Raw genomic sequence first — 25,989 nt, 5'->3', positions numbered from 1 at the left:
GTATGGGGGATTAATATGCACTTTATAGAAAACTTCAAAATGTCCCTAGATAGTATAAAATCTAATAAACTAAGATCATTTTTAACGATGCTAGGTATAATAATAGGAATAAGTTCAGTAATTGCCATATTATCATTGGGGAGCGGAGGAAAAGCCAGTATAACTGGTGAACTGGAGAAAATAGGATCTTCAACAGTAGAAATTAAGGTTAGCGGACAAGAGATAGCACAATCAGATTATTTTAATTTAAATGATATAAAGGCCATAAGAGAGAAGAGTGATAATGTCAAATATATATCACCTTTAATACAAAAATCAGGAACAGCTAGAGTAAATAACAAAAGTAAAAGAGCTGTAGTATATGGTGGCAATACGGATTTTAGTTATATACAAAACTACGAATTTTTATATGGCCGTTTTTATAATGAGAAAGAACTAGAAGATGGTAAGAATGTAGCGGTGATTGATGAAATTTCAGCTGAATATTTTTGGGGATATAAAGATGTAGTAGGGGAATCTTTCTTAATAGGAAGAAGTGGTTCTCCTAAAAAGGTTACTATAATTGGGGTAACAAAGTCTTCAGAACTAATGGCTGGATTTGCTCAAGATCAAATACCAGTATTTTTATCAGTACCTATAACTACATCGCAGTGGATTTATGATATTGGTGGAGATTTTGACGGCATATATATATTAGCAGAATCAAAGGATGAGGTGGATAGTGCAACCAGTGAGGCAATAAATATCTTAGAATCGCGGCACAATAATAAAGGGAAAAATGTTTATACTGGAGAAAAGTTGATGAAGCAGGTTGAACAAATCAATAGAGTAATTGATATATTTACTTCATTTATAGGTGCTGTTGCAGCTATATCTCTACTAGTTGGTGGCATTGGGGTAATGAATATAATGCTTGTTTCAGTTACAGAGAGAACTAGGGAAATAGGTATAAGAAAAGCTATTGGAGCTACAACTAACACTATATTGATTCAGTTTCTAACTGAATCAGTTATAATATCTCTTATAGGTGGAGTAATTGGTATGATTATAGGTATTGCTGGTGCTTATGCCATAGGGAGCTTAGCAAATGTGACACCTATATTATCTCTAAAGCATATTTTATTAGTAATACTATTCTCTACAAGTGTAGGTGTTTTCTTCGGCATATACCCAGCGAGAAAAGCAGCAAAGCTGGATCCTATAGATGCATTAAGATATGAATAAAAAACAAAAATTATGTGGCCTGCCAGAATTTCTTCACATACGTTCAGAAAAGGCAGATGCGCAAAAAACTCACTGAAGAAAATCGCTTCAGTGAGTTTTTTACTGTTAAGTAAAGAATAAAATTTTTTATTAGTAAACCTAGTAGCGTCAAGGTTTTGGAGTAGCTATTTAGGGTTAACAGTAAAAAATAAAATTATGTCGCCTGCCAGAATTTCTTCACATACGTTCAGAAAAGGCAGATGCGCAAAAAAACTCACTGAAGAAAAATCGCTTCAGTGAGTTTTTCATTAATTCTATTCATTTGAATTGTATTGTAAGGACAGATAGATTACTTTTTTTATAATCAATCTATATACTGGTGCAGGGATCTTATAAGCAGCCAAACTTTTGATTATTGAATCATTATTGAGCTCAATTTGATTTAATATTTGATTTATTTTTTCACCCACTATTTTATCATCAAAATCCTTATCTAAGTCTTCGAATAGATGAAGCGGAACAGGAACATAGCCTCCGTTTATTTCTGTCGAGTTATTGAACAGTGAGTTGAACCAATAAGTAGAAGAAAGCTTCACTTTATTAAAAGTATCGCCTAGAGCTGATCTGTTATTCAAATTGCCTAAGTATAGATTTTCAGAAAATTGAGCCGGTGTATCTGAAAATGGAATAAATTTGTCTGTAAATATGTTGGAACTTTCGTAAAGTGGTATTGGAGCATCAGGAAAGGAAGATTCATACTCACTTTTAAAAGGTTCAAAGTTTAAATCATCATAAACTGGTTTATTCACTTAATAATACCTCCAAATAAAACTCTTATTAAGTATATGTGATATATATACGAATATTTCATTAATTTCATATAAATTTACATTGGGTAATGATAAAACTAAAGTTGCTTATTATATCTGACCTTGAAGTTAAGGCTATGTTAAAGTACTGTGTTGAAATTTTTAAAAATATTATTAAACATAGCCTAAGTTAAAACAGTAATATAAACAATAGTATTTAATTGATGATTTTATTTCTTTGAAATAATTAGTTTATCAGCAGAAAGAATATAGGGAGTTTTATGGACATTAGGCTAAAGTGTGAATAGTATATATTGGAGGGAGTTTGTTATGATGAGAAAAAGAGAAATGAACTTTAGAGAATTGTTTGTAGGTATAGAACAAGCTGTTCCATTAGCCAATGGAAGAAATATAACTCCTATTAATTTTGATAATGCTGCTACTACACCACCATTAAAAAGAGTTTTGTACTGCGTAAATAAATTTTTACCTCTTTATGGATCCATAGGAAGAGGTAAGGGGTATAAGTCGAAAATAAGTACTGAGCTCTATAATGAAGCAAGAGATGAAGTGCTGAAGTTTTTTAACCTCATCAATAGAGATGACTATACTGTTATATTTGTAAAAAATACTACCGAAGGTATAAATGTATTAGCTGATACTTTGGTAACTGATAAGAAAGATATTGTTTTAACCACAAGAATGGAACATCATTCAAATGATTTACCCTGGAGAGAGCGATGTTCAGTAGAATATGTTGAAGTGGATCATAGTGGTAAACTTAAAGTAGCGGATTTTGAAGAAAAACTTGTTAAAGCTAATGGAAGTATAAAATTAGTTAGTGTAACAGGAGCCTCCAATGTTACTGGTTATGTAAATGACATTCATAGAATAGCAAGTATTGCTCATAAATATGGTGCCCAAATAATAGTCGATGGTGCACAATTGGTGCCACATAAAAAAGTAGATATGAATTATGTGAATGATGACGATGATATAGACTATTTGGTGTTTTCTGCACATAAGATGTATGCACCCTTTGGAAGTGGGGCAATAGTTGGTAAGAAAGATGAATTTAATAATAAGGTACCATTTTTAAAAGGTGGAGGAACAGTTGATATTGTTACAGATGACGAGATTTATTGGTTAGATGCCCCTGAGAGAGATGAGGCGGGGACTCCTAATGTGCTTGGAGTTATAGCACTTGTAGCAGCTATCTACGAATTCAATAGGATTGGCTTTTCTAATATAGAGGAACATGAAGAGCTTCTCAGAGATTATATGATTGAAGGTCTTAGAACCATGCCGGATGTTATTACCTATGGAGATATAGAAGATAAAAATAAACTTGGCTTGATATCTATCAATTTAAGAGATATGTATCATGAGGAATTAGCTTCAAGGCTATCAGATTTAAGGGGAATAGCTGTTAGAAGTGGTTGCTTTTGTGCACAACCCTATGCAAAGAGGTTGTTGGGTGTTAGTGATAAGGAAGTAATAAAGTTTATCCATGGAACCGATGAAGGAAAGCCAGGGATGGTTAGGATAAGCTTTGGTATGTACAATTCTATAAATGAGATTAATGAATTTTTGAATGTTTTAGAGTTTATAATAAGAAAGAATCTCTATAAATAGAAGATAATCAGAAGGCAGATATTATTAAAGCCTCCCAAAGTAATGGGAGGCTTTAAAGAAGTATTTTAACTAACTTCTAAATACTTTATATTGTGGAAGTGAATCTGAGAATTTAAGTTCAGGTATATCAAAAACTAGAGGCTTAAGGTAAGCAATTGCCTCTTCAGTTATATTATTACCTTCACTGTTTACCCAATCTAATGGGAAATACTTAACCTTATTGGCTACTTTATCTGCTTCTATTAAGAAAGAAGAAGAACTATAATCGTTACCTTCACTTCTCTTTATAGCAACCATATAACCAGTGTAGCCTTCTGCAGAGTATTTAAGGGCGTCTCTTCCTACCATGTGAGCTTCTTCAAAATCAATCTTCGAAGCAGAGTGCATTGCACATCTTTGAAGTACACCAAGCTCTAAAGTCTTTACTCTACTTGTAATTCCAGCATCTATTATTAAAGTACGAAGGTAATGAGCAACTCCACCAAGTTGGGTATGTCCAAACTTATCGTGATTAGCTCCAAGTGAAGAGGCTGTTAAGAAGCTGCCTGTTTCATCTCTTAGTCCCTCTGATGCTACTATATAAACATGATTATTTTTCATAAAGGTTTCTCTTACATCATTTATAAACTTTACTTTATCAAAAGCGACCTCAGGAAGATATACATAGTCCGCTGCTCTTCTACCATCTACAGTAGCTAGTGCTCCAGCAGCAGCTAACCATCCAGTGTCTCTTCCCATAGTTTCTAATATAAATATACCATTATCTATATATACTGTTGAGTCAAGATAAGTTTCCAGTACAGAAGTAGCTATGAATTTTGCTGCACTACCAAAGCCAGGGGTATGATCTGTAAACATCAAATCATTATCAATAGTTTTTGGAATACCAATAAATTTGATATCAATACCATGTTCCTTCGCATATTTGCTAAGCTTAGCAGTAGTATCCATAGAATCATTTCCGCCTATATAGAAGAATGCCTTAATATTAAGCTCATTAAGTATTGACATAAGTGAAATATATTCATCTTCACATAAGGAAGAATCCTTAAGCTTATATCTGCAAGAACCTAAGCCTGAAGATGGAGTTCTTCTAAAAGTATCAAGTTCATTACTATCCATTGCAGATAAATTTATTATGTTCTTATTTAAGATTCCTTCTATGCCATTTAGTCCAGCATAAACATTATCATAGATTTTTAATTCTTTATTAGCCTCAACTAAACCAAAAACACTAGAATTTATAACTGAAGTTGGACCACCTGATTGGGCAACAATACAATTCATTATATCTCTCCTTTGTACTACTTAGTTTAAATGTGCTATACTATTTCGATAAATAATACGTACAATGAATACTATACTATAAAATATAACTGATATAAACCCCATTAATCAAAAAAGATATAGTTTATATATTTAGAATTATCTCATAATTATATTTAGTAATAATTGAATTGTTTCCTAAATATAATATTATGAAGATTTTGCTTATTTCTCGCTTATCCATAAATAACATTTTATGCAGAAAAACAAATCTTATTTATGATAAGATATTTTGATCTATGAAGAAAAGAGGGACAAACTATGGATATTAATTGTTTAATCATTGTTTCCATTGCATTAGCTATGGATGCATCGGCTATCGCATTGAGTATAGGGATAAATTCCAGCGTGAAAAGATACAACAAAGTGGTATTTGCTATATCCTTTGGATTTTTTCAATTTCTACTATCTTTTTTAGGAATTTATTTTGGAGTGTTGTTTGAGCACTACATAACATCTATACCTAATATAATTGGTGGAATGATAATTGCCTTTACTGGAGTGTTTATGATAAAGGATGGTATGGAGCAGAAAGATCAGTGCCTACTTTTAAATCCAAAAATGTACCTTGTATTAGGCATTTCTGTGAGTATAGATGCTTTGGTTGTAGGGTTTACAGTTTTTCATCATATGGAGAAGTTTTATATGATAGTTGTTAGTTCCGTTACCATTGGGATAGTTACGTTATTCCTTAGTATATGCGCTTTTTTTCTTTCAAGGTATATGAGAAGGATAGAGTTAATCTCGAAGTATGCAGACTACATAGGTGGAATAATTCTTTTGTTATTTGGATTAAAGATGATATTTTCATAATTAATAAATGGACAACCATCTTATGTAAGAGGCTGGCGTAATAAGTTTAGAATTATATATGGCACCATATGTTGAAAACACCATATTATATGATATAATTAAAGAAAAATGTTAGGAGTAGAATATGAGAATTGGCGAATACTTAAATGAAAAAGGAATAAAGGTAACAAAGAGTAGGATAGCCATATACGAAATTCTCTCTGACAATGATTCTAGTATATCTGCAGATTTCATTTATGATAAATGCAGAAATATCGGTATGGATATAAATCTTTCAACAGTGTATAGGACCTTAGAAATATTTGAAGAGAAAGAGATAATAGAAAAGTTTGATTTAGGCAATGGTAAGTATTCCTTTACTATCAGAAAAAATAAGCACATGCATAAGCTTGAGTGTTCCAAGTGTCATAAACAAATAGAAGTGCCTTGTCCTATGCAGCAAGTAGAAGAGCTTTTAAAGAATCAAACTGGCTTTGTACTTACAGAACATAAATTGATGCTTAAAGGTATTTGTGAAGAATGTAAGGATAAAAAGTAAAATAAGTGTTAATTAATTATTAATTAGCACAATACTTTTAGTGTGGTTGTAATAATTAAAAAAACTAATTAAACCGCAGATAAATTCTGTTAATAATACGTATAGTTAGTAAGTTAACTATTGAAGTATATTAATAAAATTGTGAATAAATTTTTAATATATTAGGAATAATATAAAGCTATGATTATTTTCGCTATATAAAAGTGAAATAATCATAGCTATTTTTAATTAAATGGATTAAATATGTAATTTTGAGCACATATCATTAAAAACTCTCTATTGACTGATATAAATAATTCCCATATACTTTGAATATAAAAAAGTTTGATTATCAAAATATATTAGGAGGCAATATGAATAATACTCATAGTATTATCAACTCTTTACTGGTAGATATTTTTAATGAGATTTTAAACATAGAGGAGTATGCTCTAAAGTCAGGTAAATTTAATGATGTTTCCATAACTGAGGTTCATACCATTGAGGCCATAGGGTACTATGACTCAAAGAGTATGAGTGAGGTGGCAAAACAATTAAGTATTACAGTTGGCACCCTGACTATTGCTATAAATAATCTTGTTAAGAAAGGTTATGTGGAGAGAATAAGATCTGAAGAAGATAGAAGAGTTGTGAAGATTAGTCTTACCAAAAAGGGTAAGTTACTTTATAGAATTCATGAAAAGTTTCACTTGGAGATGGTAAAGGCAACAGTAACTGACTTATCAGAACAAGAAGAAGCGGTACTTATTCATGCACTGGAAAAGCTAAGTGTGTTTTGCAGAAATACATATGATTTATTCAATAAGGAAAGCAAGGAGTAGTTATGATTTATACAAAGATAATATCAACAGGAAGTTATGCACCAAGCAACGTAGTTACTAATGATGATTTATCAAAGATAGTTGAAACTGATGACCAGTGGATAAGCTCTAGGACTGGAATTAGAGAAAGAAGGGTATCAGAAGGAGAAAATACTTCTTCTTTAGCTGCAAAAGCAGGAATTGAGGCTATAAAAAATGCAGGATTAACTGCGATGGATATAGACTTGATAGTAGTATCTACTACTACTCCAGATTGCTTTACACCTTCAACTGCATGTATAGTGCAGGATATAATTGGAGCAAAGAAAGCTTATGCATTTGATGTAAGTGCGGCATGTTCAGGTTTCATATATGCTTTATCTGTGGCAGATAAAATTATGAGAGCTGGGGAGGAACAAACAGCTTTAGTTATAGGAGCTGAAGTTCTATCAAGGATTGTTAACTGGGAAGATAGAAGTACCTGTGTGCTTTTTGGAGATGGAGCAGGAGCTGTGGTTCTTAAGAAGAGTGAAACTAAAGGAATCATAAGTTCAATTTTAGGTTCAGACGGAACCTTAGGAAGAAGCTCGCTTACTTGCGGAGAGTTCATTACTAAAAATCCATATGTTAAAGAAGCTAAAGAAGAACAAGACATTAACATACATATGGATGGGAAAGAAATATTTAGATTTGCAGTAAATACTATTCCCCAAGCAGTAAAAGAAGTTCTTGAAAAGTCTGGTACAGGATTGGATGAGCTGAAATATATATTCCCTCATCAAGCCAATCTTAGAATAGTAGATGCGGCAGCTAAAAAATTAGATATGCCGAAAGAAAAATTCTTTATAAATCTAAATAAATATGGAAACACATCGGCTGCATCTATTCCATTAGCGGTAGATGAAGCAAATAGAGAAGGATTGCTAAAGGAAGGCGATAAGCTTGTACTTGTTGGTTTTGGTGGTGGTCTAACTTGGGGAGCTATATACTTACAATGGTAATAAGCTCTGATTAGGTTTCAAGTATACAAATAGTTTTAGTTAATATTCATAATATAAAATTACTGACTTGATAAAACTTATACTTAGCATTAATATTTACTAAATTAATTCAATATAGATCTAGAAGTTTCTAAAGGAATAGCTTTAGAAACCTGATTATTACTATATGTTTATATGATTTTATAAATATATGTTTTTATGCAATTATATCAGTTATTTTAAATTTAAGATGTACCACTTAAATCCGAGAATATAAATTTTATTAGGAAGTTGTACATCTATAGAGTTCCTAACTCAACTATCAATTTATACATGCACGATAATCCCCAGAATCCGTGATTTTCGAACAAGTATAAATTGAGTTTCGATATAGGAACTCCTTATAGACAAATCGAAGTTTATCCAGTCAGATAATAATAAAACATCAAAGATATTAGGAGGAAAAAGTAATGGTATTTGAAAAAATAAAAGAGGTAATAGTAGAACAATTAGGAGTTGACGCAGAAACTATAACTTTAGAAACAACATTTCAAGAGGATTTGGGAGCAGATTCATTAGATTTATTTCAAATAATAATGGATTTAGAAGAAGAATTTAACGTGAAGATAGAAGATGTAGAAGTTATAAAGACAGTTGGAGATGCAGTTAGTTTTATAGAAGAAAGAGTTTAAAACTTAGGAGGGAAATATGATTAAAGCAGATATATGTGAACTTCTAAATATAAAATACCCTATCATTCAAGGGGGTATGGCATGGGTAGCAGATGCTTCTTTGGCATCTGCTGTGTCTAATGCTGGAGGTCTAGGTATAATAGCTGGAGCAAATGCACCAGTTGATCATGTTAGAGAACAGATAAGAAAGGCTAAGCAATTAACAGATAAGCCTTTTGGTGTAAATATAATGCTGCTTAGTTCAAATGCTGATGAACTTGCAAGAGTAGTTTGTGAAGAAGGCGTAAAGGTAGTGACTACTGGTGCCGGCAATCCAGGAAAGTACGTTGAGATGTGGAAGAGTCATGGTATAAAGGTAATTCCTGTTGTACCGTCTGTAGCTTTAGCAAAGAGAATGGAAAGAAGCGGAGCTGATGCAGTTATTGCAGAAGGCTGTGAATCAGGTGGTCATGTAGGTAAGCTTACTACAATGGCATTAGTACCTCAGGTAGTGGATGCCGTTAATATTCCAGTTATAGCCGCTGGCGGAATTGGAGATGGAAGAGGTATTGCAGCTGCTTTTATGTTAGGAGCAAAGGGTGTTCAGGTTGGTACTAGATTTTTAGTAGCCAAAGAATGTACAATACATCAAAACTATAAAGATATAGTTATAAAAGCTAAGGATATAGATACAGTAATTACAGGAAGAGCCACTGGTCATCCAGTTCAAGTAATAAAGAATAAGCTAGCGAAAAAGTTTGAAAGTCTTGAGAAAGAAAATGCACCTTCTGAGGCTTACGATGAACTAGGCCGTGGAGCTTTAGCAAAAGCTGTAGTTGAAGGCAATCCAGATGAAGGCTCATTTATGGCAGGCCAAATAGCTGGTATGATATCAAAAGAACAAAGTTGTGAAGAAATCATAAAAGAGATGTTTGAAAAATATGATTCTCTTATAGCACAATTTAGCTAGGAGGACAAAATGAAGATAGCATTATTATTTTCCGGTCAAGGTGCTCAGTATGTTGGTATGGGAAAAGAACTATATGATAATTATGACTCTGCAAAGAGAGTTTTTGATAAAGCCGACAAAGTTCTAGGAATTTCACTAAAAGAAATTTGCTTTGAAGGACCAGATACAGAGCTTAATAAAACAGAGAATACGCAACCAGCCATATTAACTACATCTATTGCTGCACTTAAAGTGATAGAAGAAAAAGGCATAAAATACGATGTGGTTGCAGGTTTAAGCTTAGGTGAGTACTCTGCTCACGTAGCTGCAGGAACTATAAACTTTAATGATGCAGTTACTTTGGTAAAAAAGAGAGGCTCATATATGCAAGAAGCTGTTCCACTAGGTATAGGTGCTATGTCTGCAGTACTTGGTATGGAAACAGAAGCCTTAAATGCATGTGTTGAAGAAAGCAAACAGTTTGGTATAGTTGAAGTTGCTAACTATAACTGTCCAGGACAAATAGTTATAGCTGGAGAAAAAGATGCAGTAGAAAAATGTGGTGCATTACTTGTTGAAAAAGGTGCAAAGAAAGTTGTACCATTAACTGTAAGTGGACCATTTCATACATCAATGATGAAACCTGCCAGTGAAAAGTTATCAGTTGAGCTAGATAATATAGAGTTAACACAATTTAATACTCCTATTATTAGCAATGTTAATGCAGAGTATGTAATTTCTTCTGATGAAGTAAAAGCTTTATTGGTTAATCAGGTTATGAGTTCTGTAAAATGGGAAGAATCTATAAGACTTATGATTAAGGATGGCGTAGATACGTTTATAGAAGTAGGTCCAGGTCGTGCCTTAAGTGGATTCTTAAAGAAAATAGATAGAAGTGTAAATGTATTTAATGTAGAAGATATAAAGTCTTTGGATAAAACAATAGATGGATTAAGCAAGTTAAATGGCTAGGAGGGTGTGAATTCATGTTAAAGGGAAAAACTGCAGTCATTACTGGAGGAAGTAGAGGTATAGGCAAGGCAATTGCCTTAAAACTTGCTGAGATGGGTGCTAATATAGTTGTTAATTATAGAAGCAGCTCTATAGAAGAGGTTTTAAACGAAATAAGAGCTTTAGGCGTAAATGCAATAGGAGTTCAAGGTGATATATCCAATAGTGAAGATGCCGATAAGCTTATAAAAACAGCTCATAGTGAATTTGGCTCAGTAGATATACTTGTAAATAATGCAGGTATAACTAAAGATGGACTATTAATGAGAATGAAAGACGCAGATTTTGATAGTGTTATAAACACAAATCTTAAAGGTACCTTCAATACTATAAGATCAGCGTCTTCAATAATGATGAAACAAAGAAGCGGAAAGATAATAAATTTAACTTCTGTTGTTGGTATAACTGGTAATGCAGGTCAAGCAAACTATGCTTCTTCAAAGGCTGGTGTTATAGGACTTACAAAATCAGTTGCAAGAGAGCTTGCATCTAGAGGAGTTACTTGTAATGCTGTAGCTCCAGGATTTATAGAGACAGACATGACAGAAGCATTATCAGACAAAGTAAAAGAAGCTACTTTAAGTACCATACCTCTAAAAAAGTTAGGAACAACAGAGGATGTAGCTAATCTTGTGGGATTTTTAGCAAGTGATTTATCAAATTATATTACTGGCCAGGTTATAAATGTAGATGGCGGAATGGTTATGTAAGGATGGTGTAAATATGGAAAGAAGAGTTGTAGTAACGGGAATGGGAGCAATAACTCCTTTAGGCAACAGTGTTGACTCTTTTTGGAAGGGTATAAAGGAAGGCGTATGTGGAATTGATGAAATAAAAGCCTTTGATACTACAGAACAAAAAGTAAGATTAGCAGCAGAAGTTAAGAACTTCATACCAGAAGAGTATATAGATAAAAAAGAAGCTAGAAGAATGGATAGATTCTGCCAGTTTGCATTGGCTGCAGCTCAACAGGCTGTAGAAAATTCAAAACTTGACCTTGATAAGGTAAACAGAGAAAGACTAGGAGTAATAGTAGGAGCAGGTATAGGAGGTCTTTCAACTATAGAAGAACAGACTATAAAGCTTCATGAAAAGGGACCATCTAGGGTTTCACCATTTTTCATACCTATGTCTATATCAAATATAGCTGCAGGAAATATAGCTATAAGATTTGGAGCAAAAGGTATATGTACATCAGTAGTTACTGCTTGTGCAAGTGGAACAAATTCTATTGGAGAAGCCTTTAGGAATATAAAATTTGGATATAGTGATATAATGATAACAGGAGGAGCTGAAGCTTCAATTACTCCTCTTGGAATTGCAGGCTTTGCATCAATGAATGCTCTATCTAAGAATGAAAACCCTAAGAGAGCATCTATACCTTTTGACAAGGACAGAGAAGGTTTTGTAATGGGTGAAGGAGCAGGTATATTAATCCTTGAAGAGTTAGAGCATGCTATAGAAAGAGGCGCTAAAATATATGGTGAAGTAGTTGGTTATGGAACTACCTGCGACGCATATCATATGACGTCACCATCACCAGATGGAGAAGGTGCTGCAAGAGCTATGGCACTAGCTATAGCAGAAGGCGGTATAGCTAAAGAAGAGGTTAGTTACATAAATGCTCATGGAACAAGTACACCATACAACGATAAATTTGAAACAATAGCTATAAAAAGATTATTTGAAGAGCAAGCTTATAAGGTAGCTATTAGTTCAACAAAATCAATGACAGGTCATCTTTTGGGAGCTGCAGGTGCTATAGAAGCTATAGTTGCAGTTAAGGCTATGGAAGAAGATTTCATACCAGCTACAATAGGATATGAGAATGCAGATGAAGATTGCGACTTAGACTATGTAGTTAATGAAGGAAGACATGCAGAAGTCAATTATGTACTTTCAAATTCCTTAGGATTTGGTGGTCATAATGGAGTACTGCTATTTAAAAAATGGACTGAGAGGTAATATTTTATGGATTATGGTTCAATTAAAGAATTGATAAAAATAATTAACTCTTCTGATTTGACTAATTTTGAAATGGAGTTTGATGGAGTTTCCTTGAAGATGAGTAAAGAAGGCAATGGTACTCCAAAGACCTCAACAACAAAGGAAATAAAAGCTGTTGAAGCTAGTAAACTAGAATATATATCAGAAAGTAAGACAGAACAAGTTATAGAAGAACCAGAAGTTAAGGGAGGAACTTATGTTAACTCCCCAATAGTAGGAACCTTCTACACATCAGCAGGTTCAGATAAGCCGGCTTATGTAAAGGTTGGAGATAAGGTTAAAAAAGGTGACGTACTTTGTATTATAGAAGCTATGAAGATAATGAATGAAATACAGAGTGAAATTGATGGAGAAGTAGCTGAAGTGCTAGTTTCTAATGAACAAATGGTAGAATACGGCCAAAAGTTATTCAGAATTAAATAATGGGGGCAGATTTTATGCTAGATATAAAGCAAATACAGGAAATAATACCACATAGATATCCATTCCTATTCATTGATCAAGTGGTGGAGCTTGAAATAGGAAAGAGAGCAGTGGCAATAAAAAATGTTACAATGAATGAATGGTTCTTTCAAGGACATTTTCCAGGTCACCCAGTAATGCCAGGAGTTTTGATGGTAGAAGCAATAGCTCAAGCAGGTGCTGTTGCATTGCTTTCAGTTGAAGAAAACAAAGGGAAAACTGCATATTTTGGAAAAATTGACAAGGTTAAATTTAGAAGAAACGTTGTCCCAGGAGATACCTTAAGATTAGAAGTGGAAATAATTAAATCAAAGGGTAAAGTTGGTATAGGAAAAGGAATAGGCTACGTAGGTGATGAAGTAGCTGTAGAAGGCGAGTTTATGTTCGCTATAGGAGAGTAATTCCTTAATTGAGGTGATTAAATGATAAGAAAGATACTTATAGCAAATAGAGGCGAGATAGCAGTAAGAATAATAAGAGCATGTAGAGAGATGGGAATTGAAACTGTAGCTGTGTATTCTGAGGCTGACAGAGAAGCTTTGCATGCTGAAATTGCAGATGAAGCAGTTTGCATAGGACCTGCTAAGTCAAAGGACAGCTATCTAAATATGGGTAATATAATAAGTGCTGCTGTACTTACAGGTGCTCAAGCTATACATCCTGGTTTTGGATTCCTATCTGAAAACTCTGTGTTTGCAAGAATGTGTGAAGAATGCAACATAAAGTTCATAGGCCCATCTCCTGAAACTATAGAGATGATGGGTGACAAATCAAGAGCTAGAGAAGTGATGGTTGAGGCAGGGGTTCCTGTAGTACCAGGTACAGATGGCATTATTGAAAGCATAGAGGAAGCCTTTAAAAGTGCTGAAAACATAGGTTATCCGGTTATGGTTAAGGCTTCTGCTGGTGGCGGTGGAAAAGGTATAAGAATAGTTAATAAAGAAGAAGAGCTAGAAAAAGCCTATGAAACTGCTAAGAGTGAAGCCAAAGCTAATTTTGGAGATGACAGGATTTATATGGAGAAGTTCATAGAAAATCCAAGACATATTGAATTTCAAATCTTAGGTGATGAATACGGTAGTGTGATTCATTTAGGTGAAAGAGATTGCTCGCTTCAAAGAAGAAACCAAAAGGTACTAGAAGAAGCTCCATCAGTAATTTTAGATAGAGAATTACGTGAGAGAATGGGAGCAGCGGCAGTAAAAGCTGCTAAGGCAGTAAACTACAAGAATGCAGGCACTATAGAATTTCTTCTAGACAAACATGGCAGATTTTACTTTATGGAAATGAACACTAGAATACAGGTAGAACATCCAGTAACAGAAATGGTTACAGGAATTGATCTAGTAAAAGAGCAAATAAGAATTGCATCAGGGGAAAAGCTTTTAATATCTCAAGAGCAGTTAGAGATAAAAGGTCATGCCATAGAATGTAGAATAAATGCTGAAAATCCTCATAGAAACTTTGCACCTTCACCAGGTAAGATAGATTTCCTTTTCATGCCAGGAGGAAATGGGGTAAGAATAGACAGTGCTGTATTTAATGGATATGTCATACCTCCATATTATGACTCAATGATAGCTAAATTAATAGTTTATGGAAAAACTAGAGAAGAAGCTATAGAAAAGATGAAAAGAGCCTTATGGGAGTTTACAATAGATGGTATAGAAAATAATATAGACTTTCAATTAGAAATCTTAAATCATCCGAAATTTATAGAAGGAAACTTTGATACAGGATTTATAAATAAGGAAATAATTAAATAATAGGTGAAAGCTTATGGGATTGTTTAAAAAGAAAAGATATTTTACTGTTCCTATGAACGTGGAAAATAACAAAGAAGAAGACGAAATACAACCAGCAATTCCTGATGGAATGTGGGTTAAATGCAATTCTTGTGGTAAAATCATATACAAAAAGGAAATAGATGAAAACCACAAGATTTGTACTAACTGCGGTGGTTATTTTAGAATGTCTGCAGAAGAGAGAATAAGATCTATAGTGGATGAAGGTACTTTTAAGGAATTTAACAATGGAATGATTGCTAAGAATCCATTGAACTTTCCTGGGTACAAAGAAAAACTTATTGAAAGTCAAGAAAAATCAGGTATTACAGATGGAATAACTACAGGTCTTGGAAAGATTAATGGGTCAGGCATCGTTTTGGCTGTTATGGATAGCAACTTTATGATGGGAAGCATGGGGTCTGTAGTAGGTGAAAAGATTACTCAGGCCATAGAGATTGCTGCAGCTAGAAAAGAACCTATAATTATCTTTACTTGCTCTGGTGGGGCAAGAATGCAAGAAGGTATTATTTCATTAATGCAAATGGCGAAAACAAGTGCTGCTTTGAAGCGACATGATGAGGCAGGTTTATTATATATATCAGTTATTACAGACCCAACTACAGGGGGAGTTACCGCATCTTTTGCTAGCCTTGGTGATATAATACTAGCTGAGCCTAAAGCTCTTATAGGCTTTGCAGGAAGAAGAGTAATAGAGCAAACAATAAAGCAAAAATTACCTGATGAATTCCAAACTTCTGAATTTTTATTAGAGCATGGTTTTATCGATAAAATCGTGAAGCGAGAAGAAATGAAAGAAACTTTATCACTGCTTCTTTCACTTCATGGATGTTAATTAAGGATGTGACTTTATGAGTGAAGTATTAAGTGCATGGGAACGATTGATGATAGCGCGTATGGCTGATAGACCTACTGCTTTAGATTATATTAATAGAATATTTACTTCTTTTATTGAATTGCATGGAGATAGATCCTTTGGAGATGATAAGTCAATTGTCAGTGGTATAGGAAGACTGGATGGAGAAGCTGTTACCATAATAGGCATACAAAGGGGAAGAGATATTAAGGAAAATATAGAAAGAAACTTTGGAAGTCCAAATCCAGAAGGTTATAGGAAGGCTTTAAGACATATGAAGCTAGCTGAAAAGTTTAACAGGCCTATAATATGCCTTATAGACACCAAAGGAGCTTTTTGTGGAGTTGGAGCAGAAGAAAGAGGTCAAGGTGAAGCCATAGCAAAGAACTTAATTGAGATGGCAGGAATTAATGTTCCTATAATATCTATAGTTATAGGAGAAGGTGGAAGCGGTGGTGCTTTAGCTTTAGGTCTAGCTGATAGAGTTTGGATGTTGGAAAACTCTATATACTCGATTCTTTCACCTGAAGGTTTTGCCTCTATCTTATGGAAGGATTCTAAAAGAGCTAAAGAGGCTGCGGAAGTTATGAAGATAACCTCTTTAGATTTATATGAGATGGGAGTTATCGATAAAATAATAAAAGAACCTAAGGGTGGAGCTCAAAAAGATGTTGAACTTGTAAGTAAGTCAATGAAGGATAATCTCATAAAAGAACTTAGAGTATTAAGAAAAAAATCAAAAGAAGAACTTCTTGAGTTTAGATACAGAAGGTTTAGAAAATATGGCGAATTTGACTATATATAGTAGTATAAAAAGACATTAATGTAAATTTCATTAATGTCTTTTAGCTTTTGAATTATAATAAACTATGTATACGAATTTATTCCTCTAACAGAAACCTCACCTGAGAAAAGAGGTTTTATGCTTCCATCTTCATAGGTTACTATTAAGTTTCCATCTTCGTTAAGGTCTGCAGCTGTTGCATAAGTCTCAGTACCTCTATGTAATATCTTTATTTCCTTACCTAAAACAGAAGAGTTCACTTTACATATTTCCAAGGCTGCACTTATAGAACCAGATACTAAAAAATCCTTATAAAGAGCTTCAAAGTTTTTAATTATGTCAGCTAAGATAACTTTTCTGTCTATATTTTTAGAAGCTTCTAGCTTTAAAGAAGTCGCCTTGTCCATTACTTCTTCAGGGAAATCTTCTTGGTCTAAGTTGATGTTAAGACCAATTCCAACTACTATATAGTTTATCTGAGACATCTCACAGCTCATCTCAATTAATATACCACCAATCTTTTTGCCATTTAGTATAATATCATTTGGCCATTTTATCTTAGGAGACAAACCTTGCTCAGATATTGCTAGATATACCGAAGCAGCTGCAATTTGAGTTATTCTAGTGACTAAGATTGGATCTATATCTGGTTTTAATATTATAGAACTCCAGATACCTTTGTATTTGGGTGATATCCAAGTTCTATCAAAACGACCTTTACCTAAGGTCTGTTCTTCAGCTATTACTAAAGTACCATCTAAGGCATCGTTAGCTACTTTTTTTGCATAAGTATTTGTAGAGTCAATGGACTCAAAATAAAGTATATCTTTAATTAAATTACTGTTTTTTAAATAAGGTTTTAATTCAGGCTTACTTAGATGATCTGGACAATTTATAAGCTTATAGCCCTTTTTAGTGAAGGATTGAATATCATAGCCTTCCTCTTTTAAAGCTTTTATATATTTCCATATGGCAGATCTAGTTATTCCGAACTCTTTACAAATTAATTCACCTGAAACAAAATCATCATTTTCTTTTAGTATTCCTAAAATTTTATCTTTCATATAACACCTAAATTCTAAAAATTATTCTCTCTTAAACAATATAAGGACAATTATCAATAAAGCTACTGATGTTAATGCTATGGTTCCCCCTGGAGCAGAGTTATATATGTATGAAGCGAAAAGTCCAACTAATATATCTATAAAACCGAAAAGCATTGAAAATACTAATGTTAATGAAAAGCCTTTCTTCAATTGCATAGCTGTTGCCACTGGCACTACAATAATAGATGATATAACCAGGATGCCCATAACTCTGATTGAAACAGATATTGTAGCACCTACTATCAAAGTGAAAATATAATTTATAAGCTTAACATTAATTCCAGAAACCTTGGCACCTTCTTCATCAAAAGTAGTATAAATTAATTTTTTATATAATAATGCAATAGTTGCAAAGCAAATTATACCTATGATAACAATAAGTGTAAGATCGCTTTTTGAAACGGTTAAGATACTTCCAAATAGATAACTATTAACCTTAGCACTAGCCTTACCGGTGCTAATAAGCACAATGGCTATGCCTAGACTCAGTGTTAAGATTATAGACATTACAAGCTCAGCGTATTTTTTAAAGTAATCTCTTAACAGTTCTATGACAATAGCACATACTGAGGTAAATATAAATGCAGTAATAATTGGATTAAAGCCAAAGACTAAACCTATTGCAACTCCTGCAAAGGAAGAATGAGAAAGCGTATCTCCAATCATGGAATATCTCTTTAACACTAAGAATAAACCTATGCAAGGACATAAAAGAGAAATCATAATCCCTGCTAGAAAGGCATTCCTCATAAATTCGAATTCAAACATACTATTCTACCTTCCTATCCAAGTAAATTTTACTATCATTTATTATTTTTTTATATTCATTTACATTGTATAGGGTTGCAGAACCTTCGTATAATTCAAGAATATGAGTAGAATACTCCACAGCCATTCTAAGATTATGCTCTACAGAAATTACTGTTATATTATGCTCCTGGTTTAATTTCCTAATTAACTCGTATATCTCTTTTTGAGATAAGTGATCTACTCCAGTGCTCAATTCATCTAAAAATAGAAGTTCTGGTTCTCCCATAAGAGCTCTAGATATAAATATCTTTTGCTGCTGGCCGCCAGAAAGGGCGCCAATAAGTTTATTGGAGTACTTAAGCATATTAACTTTTTCTAAAGCCTTATTAATTGAAGCTTTATCACTTATTTTTAGTGCGTTAGCATGACAGGACAGTACTTCTTTTACTGTTATCGCAAACTGTGAATTAAAACTGTCTACTTTTTGGGGCACATATCCTATTTTGTTTGTTGAAAGTTTTATGCTACCCTTTGTAGGGGAAAGTTGATTCAACATTAACTTAACCAAGGTAGTCTTAGAACTACCATTTGGACCTATTACTGAAACAAAGGTACCCTTCGGGATATTCAAGTTTATATTGTTTAAAATATACGGTTCTTTTCCTGTATATGAAAAACACAAATCCTTTATATTTATCAAATTTATCAGCTCCGTTTTATAATCTAAACTTTATTATACAACTAAATGCAAATGGTTTGCAATAAAAGGACAAGATAAAAACTTGAAATGTATAAAAATTTTTAATTGTTTTTGTTAATATCATCCGTAATATCCTTTATATAATCTAAAGTCCACATTTTGCCCTTATTTTTAGAAAGTGAAATCTGATATTTTTTCCTAAAGTGAGGGGCTTCATAATAAAGACCGCTTACTTCAGCTATAGTTTTATTATCATCAGAAAATGTAAGCTTCATTCCGTTAACCGCAAGTACCTTATTATTATTGAAAATACCACTTGTCATATAGTAGTCTATAGCGTAATTTATATCCTTACACCTAGAATTTACATAATTAATTCTAATTAAGACTAATATAATTACTATTATTAGAGATACAATTGATATTTTTCTTATGTTTGCTTTTTGACGTTTTTTTGATAAAGATGTATTTTTCATTTTAACCTCCACTTATGGCTATTTCTGAAACATTAAACTTCTTTGGATTTTTTATTAATAATTTATATAGGCTTACCGCTTCGTAAATAAAAAATATATTTTTAAAATATTCTCCTGAACCAAGAGGAGTTAGAAAGATAAATTTCAAATTGAAGAATTATATCCGCTAGGAGAAAGATTTATTCTGTCCTAGTAACTAATAAAATTAAAGCGACAAAGATATATTACCAAATTATGTAAAATAAATAAAGGCATAGATTTCTTTAAAATATGATTCATAGTTGAAAAAATTAATGGATAAAATAATTTAAGGATAGTTTATTCATATAGATAAAAATATATTTTTTCTTTGTATAAAATAAAGCATGGGATGACTAAAAGCTTAATTTAAACAGGATGCATTAATGGTTAAATCCAATAACATAAGTAAAATAGCTTTTTAGAACATATAAAAGGATTTATTTTAAGAAAATGTATGAGATTACTTGAAAAAGTGGTTATTATAACAATATAATATATTTATAATTTTTTACATTCTGAAAGGAAGAACATTATGGATTTTTCATCATTAGTATTAATAGAAAAAGATAAAGAGACAGGAAACATAATAAGTGAATTAGGAAGCTATGCTGTAAATGACGGTGCTATATATGTTACAAAATTATATTGCATAGACAATGAAGTAAGTCTATATTTTGATACGAATAGAGATGTAGAAGAATGGGAATATTCAGCGATATACGATCTTTTTGAAATCGAAGCTTTTGAAGAGATTGGGTATGATATAAAGGAAAAAGATGATGAATACAATCCAACTTGGCTTGTAAAGTTCCCTTATGATAAGGATCACGAAGAAACTAGAGCAGTGATTAATGAGCTATGTACCATAATAAAAGAGAAGATAGAGAAGGTTTTCGAGGATATTAAAGGGAAAGAAGAAGAATATAAATAATTGATTATAGATAAAAGGTATAAATTTTGAGAGGAGTTGTTATATATGGGAGAAGTAAAAAGTCTTAAAAAAAGAGATGAAATTGATTTAAAACATAAATGGAAGGTTGAAAAGATATATAATAGCACAGAGCAGTGGGAAGCTGATTTTAAGAGCTTAAAAGAGGAAGCTTTAGAGACTAGGACTTATGAAGGAAAGTTAAATAGTAGTAAGGAGCTAGAGAACTTTTTAAAGCTTAACGAAGAGATAGTAAGGAAAGCAGAGAAACTCATGATATATGCTCATTTGAGAGCTGATGAAGATACTTCTAATCCTGAGTTCCAAACTTTAAAAAGTAAGATAGATTCATATTTTGCTGAACTTGCTAGCTACTTAGCTTTCTTTGAACCTGAGTTATTATCCTTACCTGATGGAACAATAGAAAAGTTTTTAGAAGAGAATTCTGAACTTAAGGTATATGATTTCCTATTAAAAAATATTTTAAAAGAAAAGCCACATATACTTACCAAGGAAATGGAAGAGGTTCTAGCTTCAGTTTCTGACTGCCTAGATGCACCTTCAAATATATTTAATATGCTTACCAATGCAGACATGACTTTCCCTGTCATAAAAGACGAGGATGGAGATGATGTAGAGCTTACAGAAGGTAATTATTCTAGTTTTATAAAGAGTAAGGATAGAAGCGTAAGAGAAGCTGCTTTCAAAGCTTTATTCAATGAATATAAGGGACTAGAGAATACTTTATCAGCTTCATTGTCTTCTTCAATAAAGAATTTTATATTTAATGCAAGAGTTAGAAAGTATGCAAGTGCATTAGATGCGTCTTTGAACCCTAATGATATACCACTAGAAGTATATAAGAACTCTGTTGACACTATTAATAATAACCTAAACTCACTGCATAGATATGTTACTTTAAAGAAAAAGCTTTTAGGTTTAGATGAAATTCATATGTATGATCTATATGTTCCAGTAGTTGATATAGAGAAGGAACGTATAGAGTATGATAAAGCGGTAGATATGGTAACAGAAGGGTTGAATCCTCTAGGTGCAGAGTACCTAGGAATATTCCAAGAAGGAATTGCCAGTGGATGGATTGACGTGTTTGAGAATAAAGGTAAAAGAGGCGGAGCTTATTCTAGTGGAACCTATGATACAATGCCTTATGTGCTTTTAAACTATAATTATTCATTAAATGATGTTTCAACACTAGCTCACGAAATGGGCCATTCGATCCATACTTATTATTCTTCTAAGAATCAACCATACATCTATTCAAACTACACTTTATTCTGTGCAGAAGTTGCTTCTACAACAAATGAGATAATTCTAATACATCATTTGATTGATAAAGAGCAAGATAAGAATAAGAAGCTTTACCTTGTTAATCAAGAGTTAGAGCAGATAAGGACCACTGTATTTAGACAGCTTATGTTTGCAGAGTTTGAACTTAAAACTCATGAATTAGTTGAACAAGGAGAGGCATTAACTGCTAAAGAGTTCAATAGTTTATGGCATGATTTAAATACAAGATATTTTGGTCCAGACATGGTGGTTGATGAGGAAATTGATATTGAGTGGGCAAGAATACCTCACTTCTATAGAGATTTCTATGTTTATCAATATGCTACTGGCTACGCAGCTGCATCTGCTTTTGCTAAAAACATATTAGAAAATGGGGAAACAGCTGTTGAAAAGTATAAAGGTTTCTTAAAAGCAGGCGGTTCAGACTATCCAATAAACGTACTTCAGAAAGCGGGAGTAGATATGACAACTCCAGCCCCACTTGAAGCTACAGTGAATAGATTTAATGAACTTTTAGATATGCTAGAAGAGTTAATATAGTTATTTAAAATTAAATTTTAAAAATATTGTGTTAGAATATAACTTTATTTTTCTATAGACCAAAAAGGGTTGCTTAGGCAATCCTTTTTATGTATATAATAAAAAAAGGCGATGTTAAAGTACCTTGTTTAAATTAAGCGGTCAGTCATCCGAGGCTTAGATAAAGAAGTATAGTTTAGATATTAATATTATGCAAAATAGTATTACTTTTGAAGATGAGAATTATAAGTTGAATTGTTAAGGAGAAAAATATGAAAATTGATGAAAACTCAGTACTGCAATATTTAGTACAGAAACAAGGGTTTTTTATAGAAGAATATGACTGTGTACCGATGAATACGAAAAGATGGATTGCCATTAGAGATATTGATAATGGAGTATATGCAGTAATTGTTTCAGAGGAGAGTTATGAGGAAGTTAGTGCAGAGTATGCAGGATATTATTTGAGGCAAAGAGGGGAAGCTTTTACTTTAATAAATGTAGTTATAACAGAAGGCAATTATAACAATAACGAGGAGAGATTTTATTCCAGAGTTATATATGATAAAAATAATAATCAAGTACTAAGATTTGAAAGGAATGGAGAGTTTGTTGTTAACTGCATAAAAGAAATGAATGGCGGTACTCAAAACAAATTTAACTTTTCTGGAAAGTCAAAGATAACCTTTGTACTTATTGCTATAAATATAGTTATGTTCATAATAACAGCTTTGGCATCAGGGGATTTTTTTGATATAAACGGTTATGTGCTTGTGTATTTTGGAGCTAAGCAAAATGATCTTATACAAGCAGGGCAGTACTACAGATTGGTAACAGCTATGTTCTTACATGGAGGGTTAATGCATATTGCTTTCAACATGTACGCACTTTATGGTTTAGGTAATATGATAGAAATGATATATGGAAAGTGGAGATATTTAGTTATATATTTTGTCGCTGGAATCTTATCCACTCTTACAAGTTATATATTTTCTTATGGGGTATCTGTAGGAGCTTCCGGTGCAATATTTGGACTTTTAGGAGCGGCAGTTGTATTTGGATTAACAGAGAAAGATAAGATTGGAAAGGGCTTTTTAAGAGAGATGGTCACTGTTATAGGCTTAAATGTTTTGATTGGGATATCTACTCCTAACATAGATAACTTTGGCCACTTTGGAGGTTTACTAGGGGGAATAATTATTTCATTCCTGATATATGATAGAAGAAGGTTAAAGCAGGCATAGTTTTAATATCATGTGCTGTTAAATAATGTTGTTAAAACTAAGGCTTTATACTGTATGAAAGTAGCTGAAGCGCCATTACAAGTATATAAGAAGATATCAGCAATCATAGAGGACAGTAATGTCCTTTTTTACTATTTATAAGGCGGGTATAGTTTGCAAAATAAAGTTGGGTGTTTACTATGCGAAATGTTACTATCCCAGTGTATATGATGAGAATATGTCATGTAAATCAGATTTGTTTTTTTACTGCTTCTCCTAAATAACTCTTATAGACCTCTGAAATTACTAGGTTTGGCTAACAAAAAATATACTTTTATAAATAGTAAAAAAACCTCCTCGTGAAGAAGAGGAGGTTTAAATATAATGTTAAGATTGAAGTGCTTTATCACTACTCATTTCGCGAGCAAGGTCTTCTTCAAATAGGGTTTCATTTTCAAGAAGGTATAGAGACATACTGTGAAGCCTATCAATATTATCAAGCAATATCTGCTTAGTTTCCTCGTACAATTCGTCTATCATTGCCTTACACTCTTCCACAACAGAAGTTCCACAGGAATTAGCAAGTTCTCCAAGACTTGATATCTTAAGTAAGCCTAAGTTTTTACCCATTCCATATTCAGATATCATATCCTTAGCCATGCTTGTAGAATGAGTTATATCACTATAAGCACCAGTAGTTATATTGTCACTGCCAAATATTATCTCCTCAGCAGCTCTACCACCAAGAAGAACCATGATTCTCTTTCTTAGGTAGCTATAAGTCTTGTAGGCAGAGTCCTCGGGGATAGTTAGAGTATATCCGCCTGCCCCCTTTGTAGTTGGAATAATCGTTACCTTAGATATTTTTTCCTCAGGAAGTTTTATAAGAGAAATTATAGCATGTCCTGATTCGTGGTAAGCAGTAATCTTTCTATCTATTTCTCTTATGGAACTTCTATCAGCTTTTTCATGACCTGCGATAACTATTGAAAAAGCTTTGTCCATATGAATTTCACTTATATTAGAAGCATTGTCTTTAGCGGCCAATATAGCTGCTTCATTAACTAGACTTTCAAGCTTTGCGCCTGAAAAGTAAGTTGTCTTGTTTGCCCAGTTTCTAAGGTCAATATTGTCACTAACTGGTTTATTTTTAAAATATAATTTAAGTATCTTTTCTCTTGCATTTACATCAGGTAGTATAACTTCTACATGTCTGTCAAACCTTCCAGGTCGTAATAGTGCTGGGTCTAAGATATCTAATCTGTTAGTAGCAGCCATTATCACTATACCTTCTTGTTCTCCGAAACCAGACATTTCTGTGAGAAGAGCGTTTAGCGTTTGATCTCTTTCATCTGATCCTCCAGAGGCTTTACCGCCATCTCTTCTTTTTCCTATAGCGTCTATTTCATCAATAAATATAACTGCTTTTCCGTTAGCTTTAGCCTTTTTAAATAAACTTCTTATTCTAGCAGCACCTACACCTACATACATCTGAACAAAGTCAGAACCACTCACAGCATAAAACGGTACATTTGCTTCACCTGCAACTGCTTTTGCAAGAAGGGTTTTTCCTGTACCAGGCTCCCCGTATAGTATTATTCCCTTTGGCATTCGTGCACCATACTTTTGATATTTCTCTGGGTTTTTTAAGAAGTCTACGATGTCCTGAACACTTTCTTTAGCTTCCTCATTTCCTGCCATTGAGTGAAAACCAAAGCTTTTTTTATTATTTTCCTTAACATCAGCTCCTTCCACCACTGTCATAGAAGAGGTTGATACTCTGCCGCTATAAACTGATATCAATATTATAGAAAAAATAGATATAGTTAATATTGTTGAAGGAATGGTTTTCTCTAGTGGAGCTGTAAGTGAACTCTTCACATCTATGCCTTTAGTAAGCAAAGTTTCCTTTAAAGTTGGACTATTTGGATTTTCAACCATATAAACTTCTCCAGTTTTTAGGTATACTGTAAGCTTTGTTGAATCGTTTATATTTACCTTACTAACAGTACTTGAATCCAAGTCCTTTACAAATTCCGAATAATTCTTCTCCATTTTTGTACTAGGCAAATAATAAGTGTAAAAGATTAACGCAAATAAAGACATTATTGCTGTAATAATAGGAACAATAATAATCTTGTTCTTTAATTTATTCATTGGTATCCCCCTACCCCATAGTCATTTATCATAATTTAAATTATACTTTTTTAAAATCTTATGTCTAATCAAAATCATAACTTTTGCCAATGTAAGTTATGGTGGATTTGGCTTTAAAAAATATAGTAAATAATGTATACTGAATAGATGAA

The 25,989-nt window shown here is 32.9% G+C and carries 26 protein-coding genes; 19 read left to right on the top strand and 7 right to left on the bottom strand.

What is annotated here, in order from left to right; genetic code table 11:
- The first annotated feature begins 15 nt into the window (after positions 1–15).
- Entirely contained in the window at positions 16–1,224 is a 1,209-nt protein-coding gene (locus C1I91_RS22565; protein ID WP_128214919.1) for an ABC transporter permease, read from the top strand.
- Positions 1,225–1,517: 293 nt separating this feature from the next.
- On the opposite strand, the gene C1I91_RS22560 is transcribed toward C1I91_RS22565, so the two are convergent.
- Entirely contained in the window at positions 1,518–2,012 is a 495-nt protein-coding gene (locus C1I91_RS22560; protein WP_128214918.1) for a hypothetical protein, read from the bottom strand.
- Positions 2,013–2,342: 330 nt separating this feature from the next.
- Here C1I91_RS22560 and C1I91_RS22555 point away from each other — a divergent pair, with 330 nt between their 5' ends.
- A complete protein-coding gene (locus C1I91_RS22555) occupies positions 2,343–3,647 on the top strand; it encodes an aminotransferase class V-fold PLP-dependent enzyme (protein WP_128214917.1) in 1,305 nt (434 codons plus the stop codon).
- 69 nt (positions 3,648–3,716) lie between these two features.
- Here the strand turns inward: C1I91_RS22555 and C1I91_RS22550 are convergent, their stop codons facing one another.
- Entirely contained in the window at positions 3,717–4,934 is a 1,218-nt protein-coding gene (locus C1I91_RS22550) for a 6-phosphofructokinase (RefSeq protein WP_205694247.1), read from the bottom strand.
- 300 nt (positions 4,935–5,234) lie between these two features.
- Between C1I91_RS22550 and C1I91_RS22545 the strand changes: the two genes are divergently transcribed.
- From C1I91_RS22545 to C1I91_RS22480, 14 genes are all read left to right on the top strand, one after another.
- Complete coding sequence (locus tag C1I91_RS22545; protein WP_128214915.1) at positions 5,235–5,786, top strand: manganese efflux pump MntP; 552 nt, start codon at positions 5,235–5,237, stop codon at positions 5,784–5,786.
- A gap of 124 nt (positions 5,787–5,910) precedes the next feature.
- Entirely contained in the window at positions 5,911–6,324 is a 414-nt protein-coding gene (locus tag C1I91_RS22540; RefSeq protein ID WP_128214914.1) for a Fur family transcriptional regulator, read from the top strand.
- Between the two features lie 353 nt (positions 6,325–6,677).
- Entirely contained in the window at positions 6,678–7,145 is a 468-nt protein-coding gene (locus tag C1I91_RS22535; protein ID WP_128214913.1) for a MarR family winged helix-turn-helix transcriptional regulator, read from the top strand.
- A 2-nt stretch (positions 7,146–7,147) separates the two neighbouring features.
- Positions 7,148–8,125: a beta-ketoacyl-ACP synthase III gene (locus C1I91_RS22530; protein WP_128214912.1), complete on the top strand. Its 978-nt coding sequence runs from the start codon at positions 7,148–7,150 to the stop codon at positions 8,123–8,125.
- A gap of 449 nt (positions 8,126–8,574) precedes the next feature.
- Positions 8,575–8,796 carry an acyl carrier protein gene (gene acpP / locus C1I91_RS22525; RefSeq protein WP_128214911.1) on the top strand — a complete coding sequence of 74 codons (222 nt, stop codon included), beginning with the start codon at positions 8,575–8,577 and terminating at the stop codon, positions 8,794–8,796.
- A gap of 16 nt (positions 8,797–8,812) precedes the next feature.
- Entirely contained in the window at positions 8,813–9,745 is a 933-nt protein-coding gene (gene fabK, locus C1I91_RS22520) for an enoyl-[acyl-carrier-protein] reductase FabK (RefSeq protein WP_128214910.1), read from the top strand.
- Between the two features lie 9 nt (positions 9,746–9,754).
- Positions 9,755–10,696, top strand: coding sequence for an ACP S-malonyltransferase (gene fabD, locus C1I91_RS22515; protein ID WP_128214909.1), 942 nt, complete (start codon positions 9,755–9,757; stop codon positions 10,694–10,696).
- Positions 10,697–10,710: 14 nt separating this feature from the next.
- The gene (gene fabG, locus C1I91_RS22510) at positions 10,711–11,445 is read left to right on the top strand and encodes a 3-oxoacyl-[acyl-carrier-protein] reductase (RefSeq protein ID WP_128214908.1); all 735 of its coding nucleotides are present in this window, start codon (positions 10,711–10,713) and stop codon (positions 11,443–11,445) included.
- Positions 11,446–11,458: 13 nt separating this feature from the next.
- A complete protein-coding gene (fabF, locus tag C1I91_RS22505; protein ID WP_128214907.1) occupies positions 11,459–12,700 on the top strand; it encodes a beta-ketoacyl-ACP synthase II in 1,242 nt (413 codons plus the stop codon).
- A gap of 6 nt (positions 12,701–12,706) precedes the next feature.
- Positions 12,707–13,165: an acetyl-CoA carboxylase biotin carboxyl carrier protein gene (gene accB / locus C1I91_RS22500; protein WP_128214906.1), complete on the top strand. Its 459-nt coding sequence runs from the start codon at positions 12,707–12,709 to the stop codon at positions 13,163–13,165.
- A 14-nt stretch (positions 13,166–13,179) separates the two neighbouring features.
- Positions 13,180–13,605, top strand: a complete 426-nt coding sequence (fabZ, locus tag C1I91_RS22495; RefSeq protein WP_128214905.1) for a 3-hydroxyacyl-ACP dehydratase FabZ — start codon at positions 13,180–13,182, stop codon at positions 13,603–13,605.
- 21 nt (positions 13,606–13,626) lie between these two features.
- On the top strand, positions 13,627–14,970 hold the full coding sequence (locus C1I91_RS22490; protein WP_128214904.1) for an acetyl-CoA carboxylase biotin carboxylase subunit: 1,344 nt from the start codon (positions 13,627–13,629) through the stop codon (positions 14,968–14,970).
- 13 nt (positions 14,971–14,983) lie between these two features.
- Complete coding sequence (accD, locus tag C1I91_RS22485) at positions 14,984–15,844, top strand: acetyl-CoA carboxylase, carboxyltransferase subunit beta (protein WP_128214903.1); 861 nt, start codon at positions 14,984–14,986, stop codon at positions 15,842–15,844.
- Between the two features lie 16 nt (positions 15,845–15,860).
- The gene (locus tag C1I91_RS22480) at positions 15,861–16,670 is read left to right on the top strand and encodes an acetyl-CoA carboxylase carboxyltransferase subunit alpha (protein WP_128214902.1); all 810 of its coding nucleotides are present in this window, start codon (positions 15,861–15,863) and stop codon (positions 16,668–16,670) included.
- A 62-nt stretch (positions 16,671–16,732) separates the two neighbouring features.
- On the opposite strand, the gene C1I91_RS22475 is transcribed toward C1I91_RS22480, so the two are convergent.
- From C1I91_RS22475 to C1I91_RS22460, 4 genes are all read right to left on the bottom strand, one after another.
- Positions 16,733–17,713 carry a biotin--[acetyl-CoA-carboxylase] ligase gene (locus C1I91_RS22475; RefSeq protein ID WP_128214901.1) on the bottom strand — a complete coding sequence of 327 codons (981 nt, stop codon included), beginning with the start codon at positions 17,711–17,713 and terminating at the stop codon, positions 16,733–16,735.
- Positions 17,714–17,734: 21 nt separating this feature from the next.
- Positions 17,735–18,523, bottom strand: a complete 789-nt coding sequence (locus C1I91_RS22470) for a metal ABC transporter permease (RefSeq protein WP_128214900.1) — start codon at positions 18,521–18,523, stop codon at positions 17,735–17,737.
- Position 18,524: 1 nt separating this feature from the next.
- Positions 18,525–19,205: a metal ABC transporter ATP-binding protein gene (locus tag C1I91_RS22465; protein ID WP_128214899.1), complete on the bottom strand. Its 681-nt coding sequence runs from the start codon at positions 19,203–19,205 to the stop codon at positions 18,525–18,527.
- A 101-nt stretch (positions 19,206–19,306) separates the two neighbouring features.
- On the bottom strand, positions 19,307–19,681 hold the full coding sequence (locus C1I91_RS22460) for a hypothetical protein (protein ID WP_128214898.1): 375 nt from the start codon (positions 19,679–19,681) through the stop codon (positions 19,307–19,309).
- 553 nt (positions 19,682–20,234) lie between these two features.
- Here C1I91_RS22460 and C1I91_RS22455 point away from each other — a divergent pair.
- The 3 genes from C1I91_RS22455 to C1I91_RS22445 all read left to right on the top strand — a co-directional run bounded on the left by C1I91_RS22455 (position 20,235) and on the right by C1I91_RS22445 (position 23,701).
- Positions 20,235–20,633, top strand: coding sequence for a DUF6762 family protein (locus C1I91_RS22455; RefSeq protein WP_128214897.1), 399 nt, complete (start codon positions 20,235–20,237; stop codon positions 20,631–20,633).
- Positions 20,634–20,678: 45 nt separating this feature from the next.
- On the top strand, positions 20,679–22,478 hold the full coding sequence (pepF, locus tag C1I91_RS22450; protein WP_128214896.1) for an oligoendopeptidase F: 1,800 nt from the start codon (positions 20,679–20,681) through the stop codon (positions 22,476–22,478).
- Between the two features lie 251 nt (positions 22,479–22,729).
- Positions 22,730–23,701: a rhomboid family intramembrane serine protease gene (locus tag C1I91_RS22445; RefSeq protein ID WP_128214895.1), complete on the top strand. Its 972-nt coding sequence runs from the start codon at positions 22,730–22,732 to the stop codon at positions 23,699–23,701.
- A gap of 366 nt (positions 23,702–24,067) precedes the next feature.
- Here the strand turns inward: C1I91_RS22445 and C1I91_RS22440 are convergent, their stop codons facing one another.
- Positions 24,068–25,837 (bottom strand): ATP-dependent metallopeptidase FtsH/Yme1/Tma family protein, encoded by a 1,770-nt coding sequence (locus tag C1I91_RS22440; protein ID WP_128214894.1) that lies wholly within the window; start codon positions 25,835–25,837, stop codon positions 24,068–24,070.
- Positions 25,838–25,989 lie beyond the last annotated feature (152 nt).

The sequence above is a fragment of the Clostridium manihotivorum genome, assembly GCF_004015185.1.
GTDB classification, from domain to species: domain Bacteria; phylum Bacillota; class Clostridia; order Clostridiales; family Clostridiaceae; genus Clostridium_AR; species Clostridium_AR manihotivorum.
The sequence above is the reverse complement of the archived record's forward strand: the minus strand, read 5'-3'. Positions and strand labels throughout refer to the sequence as shown.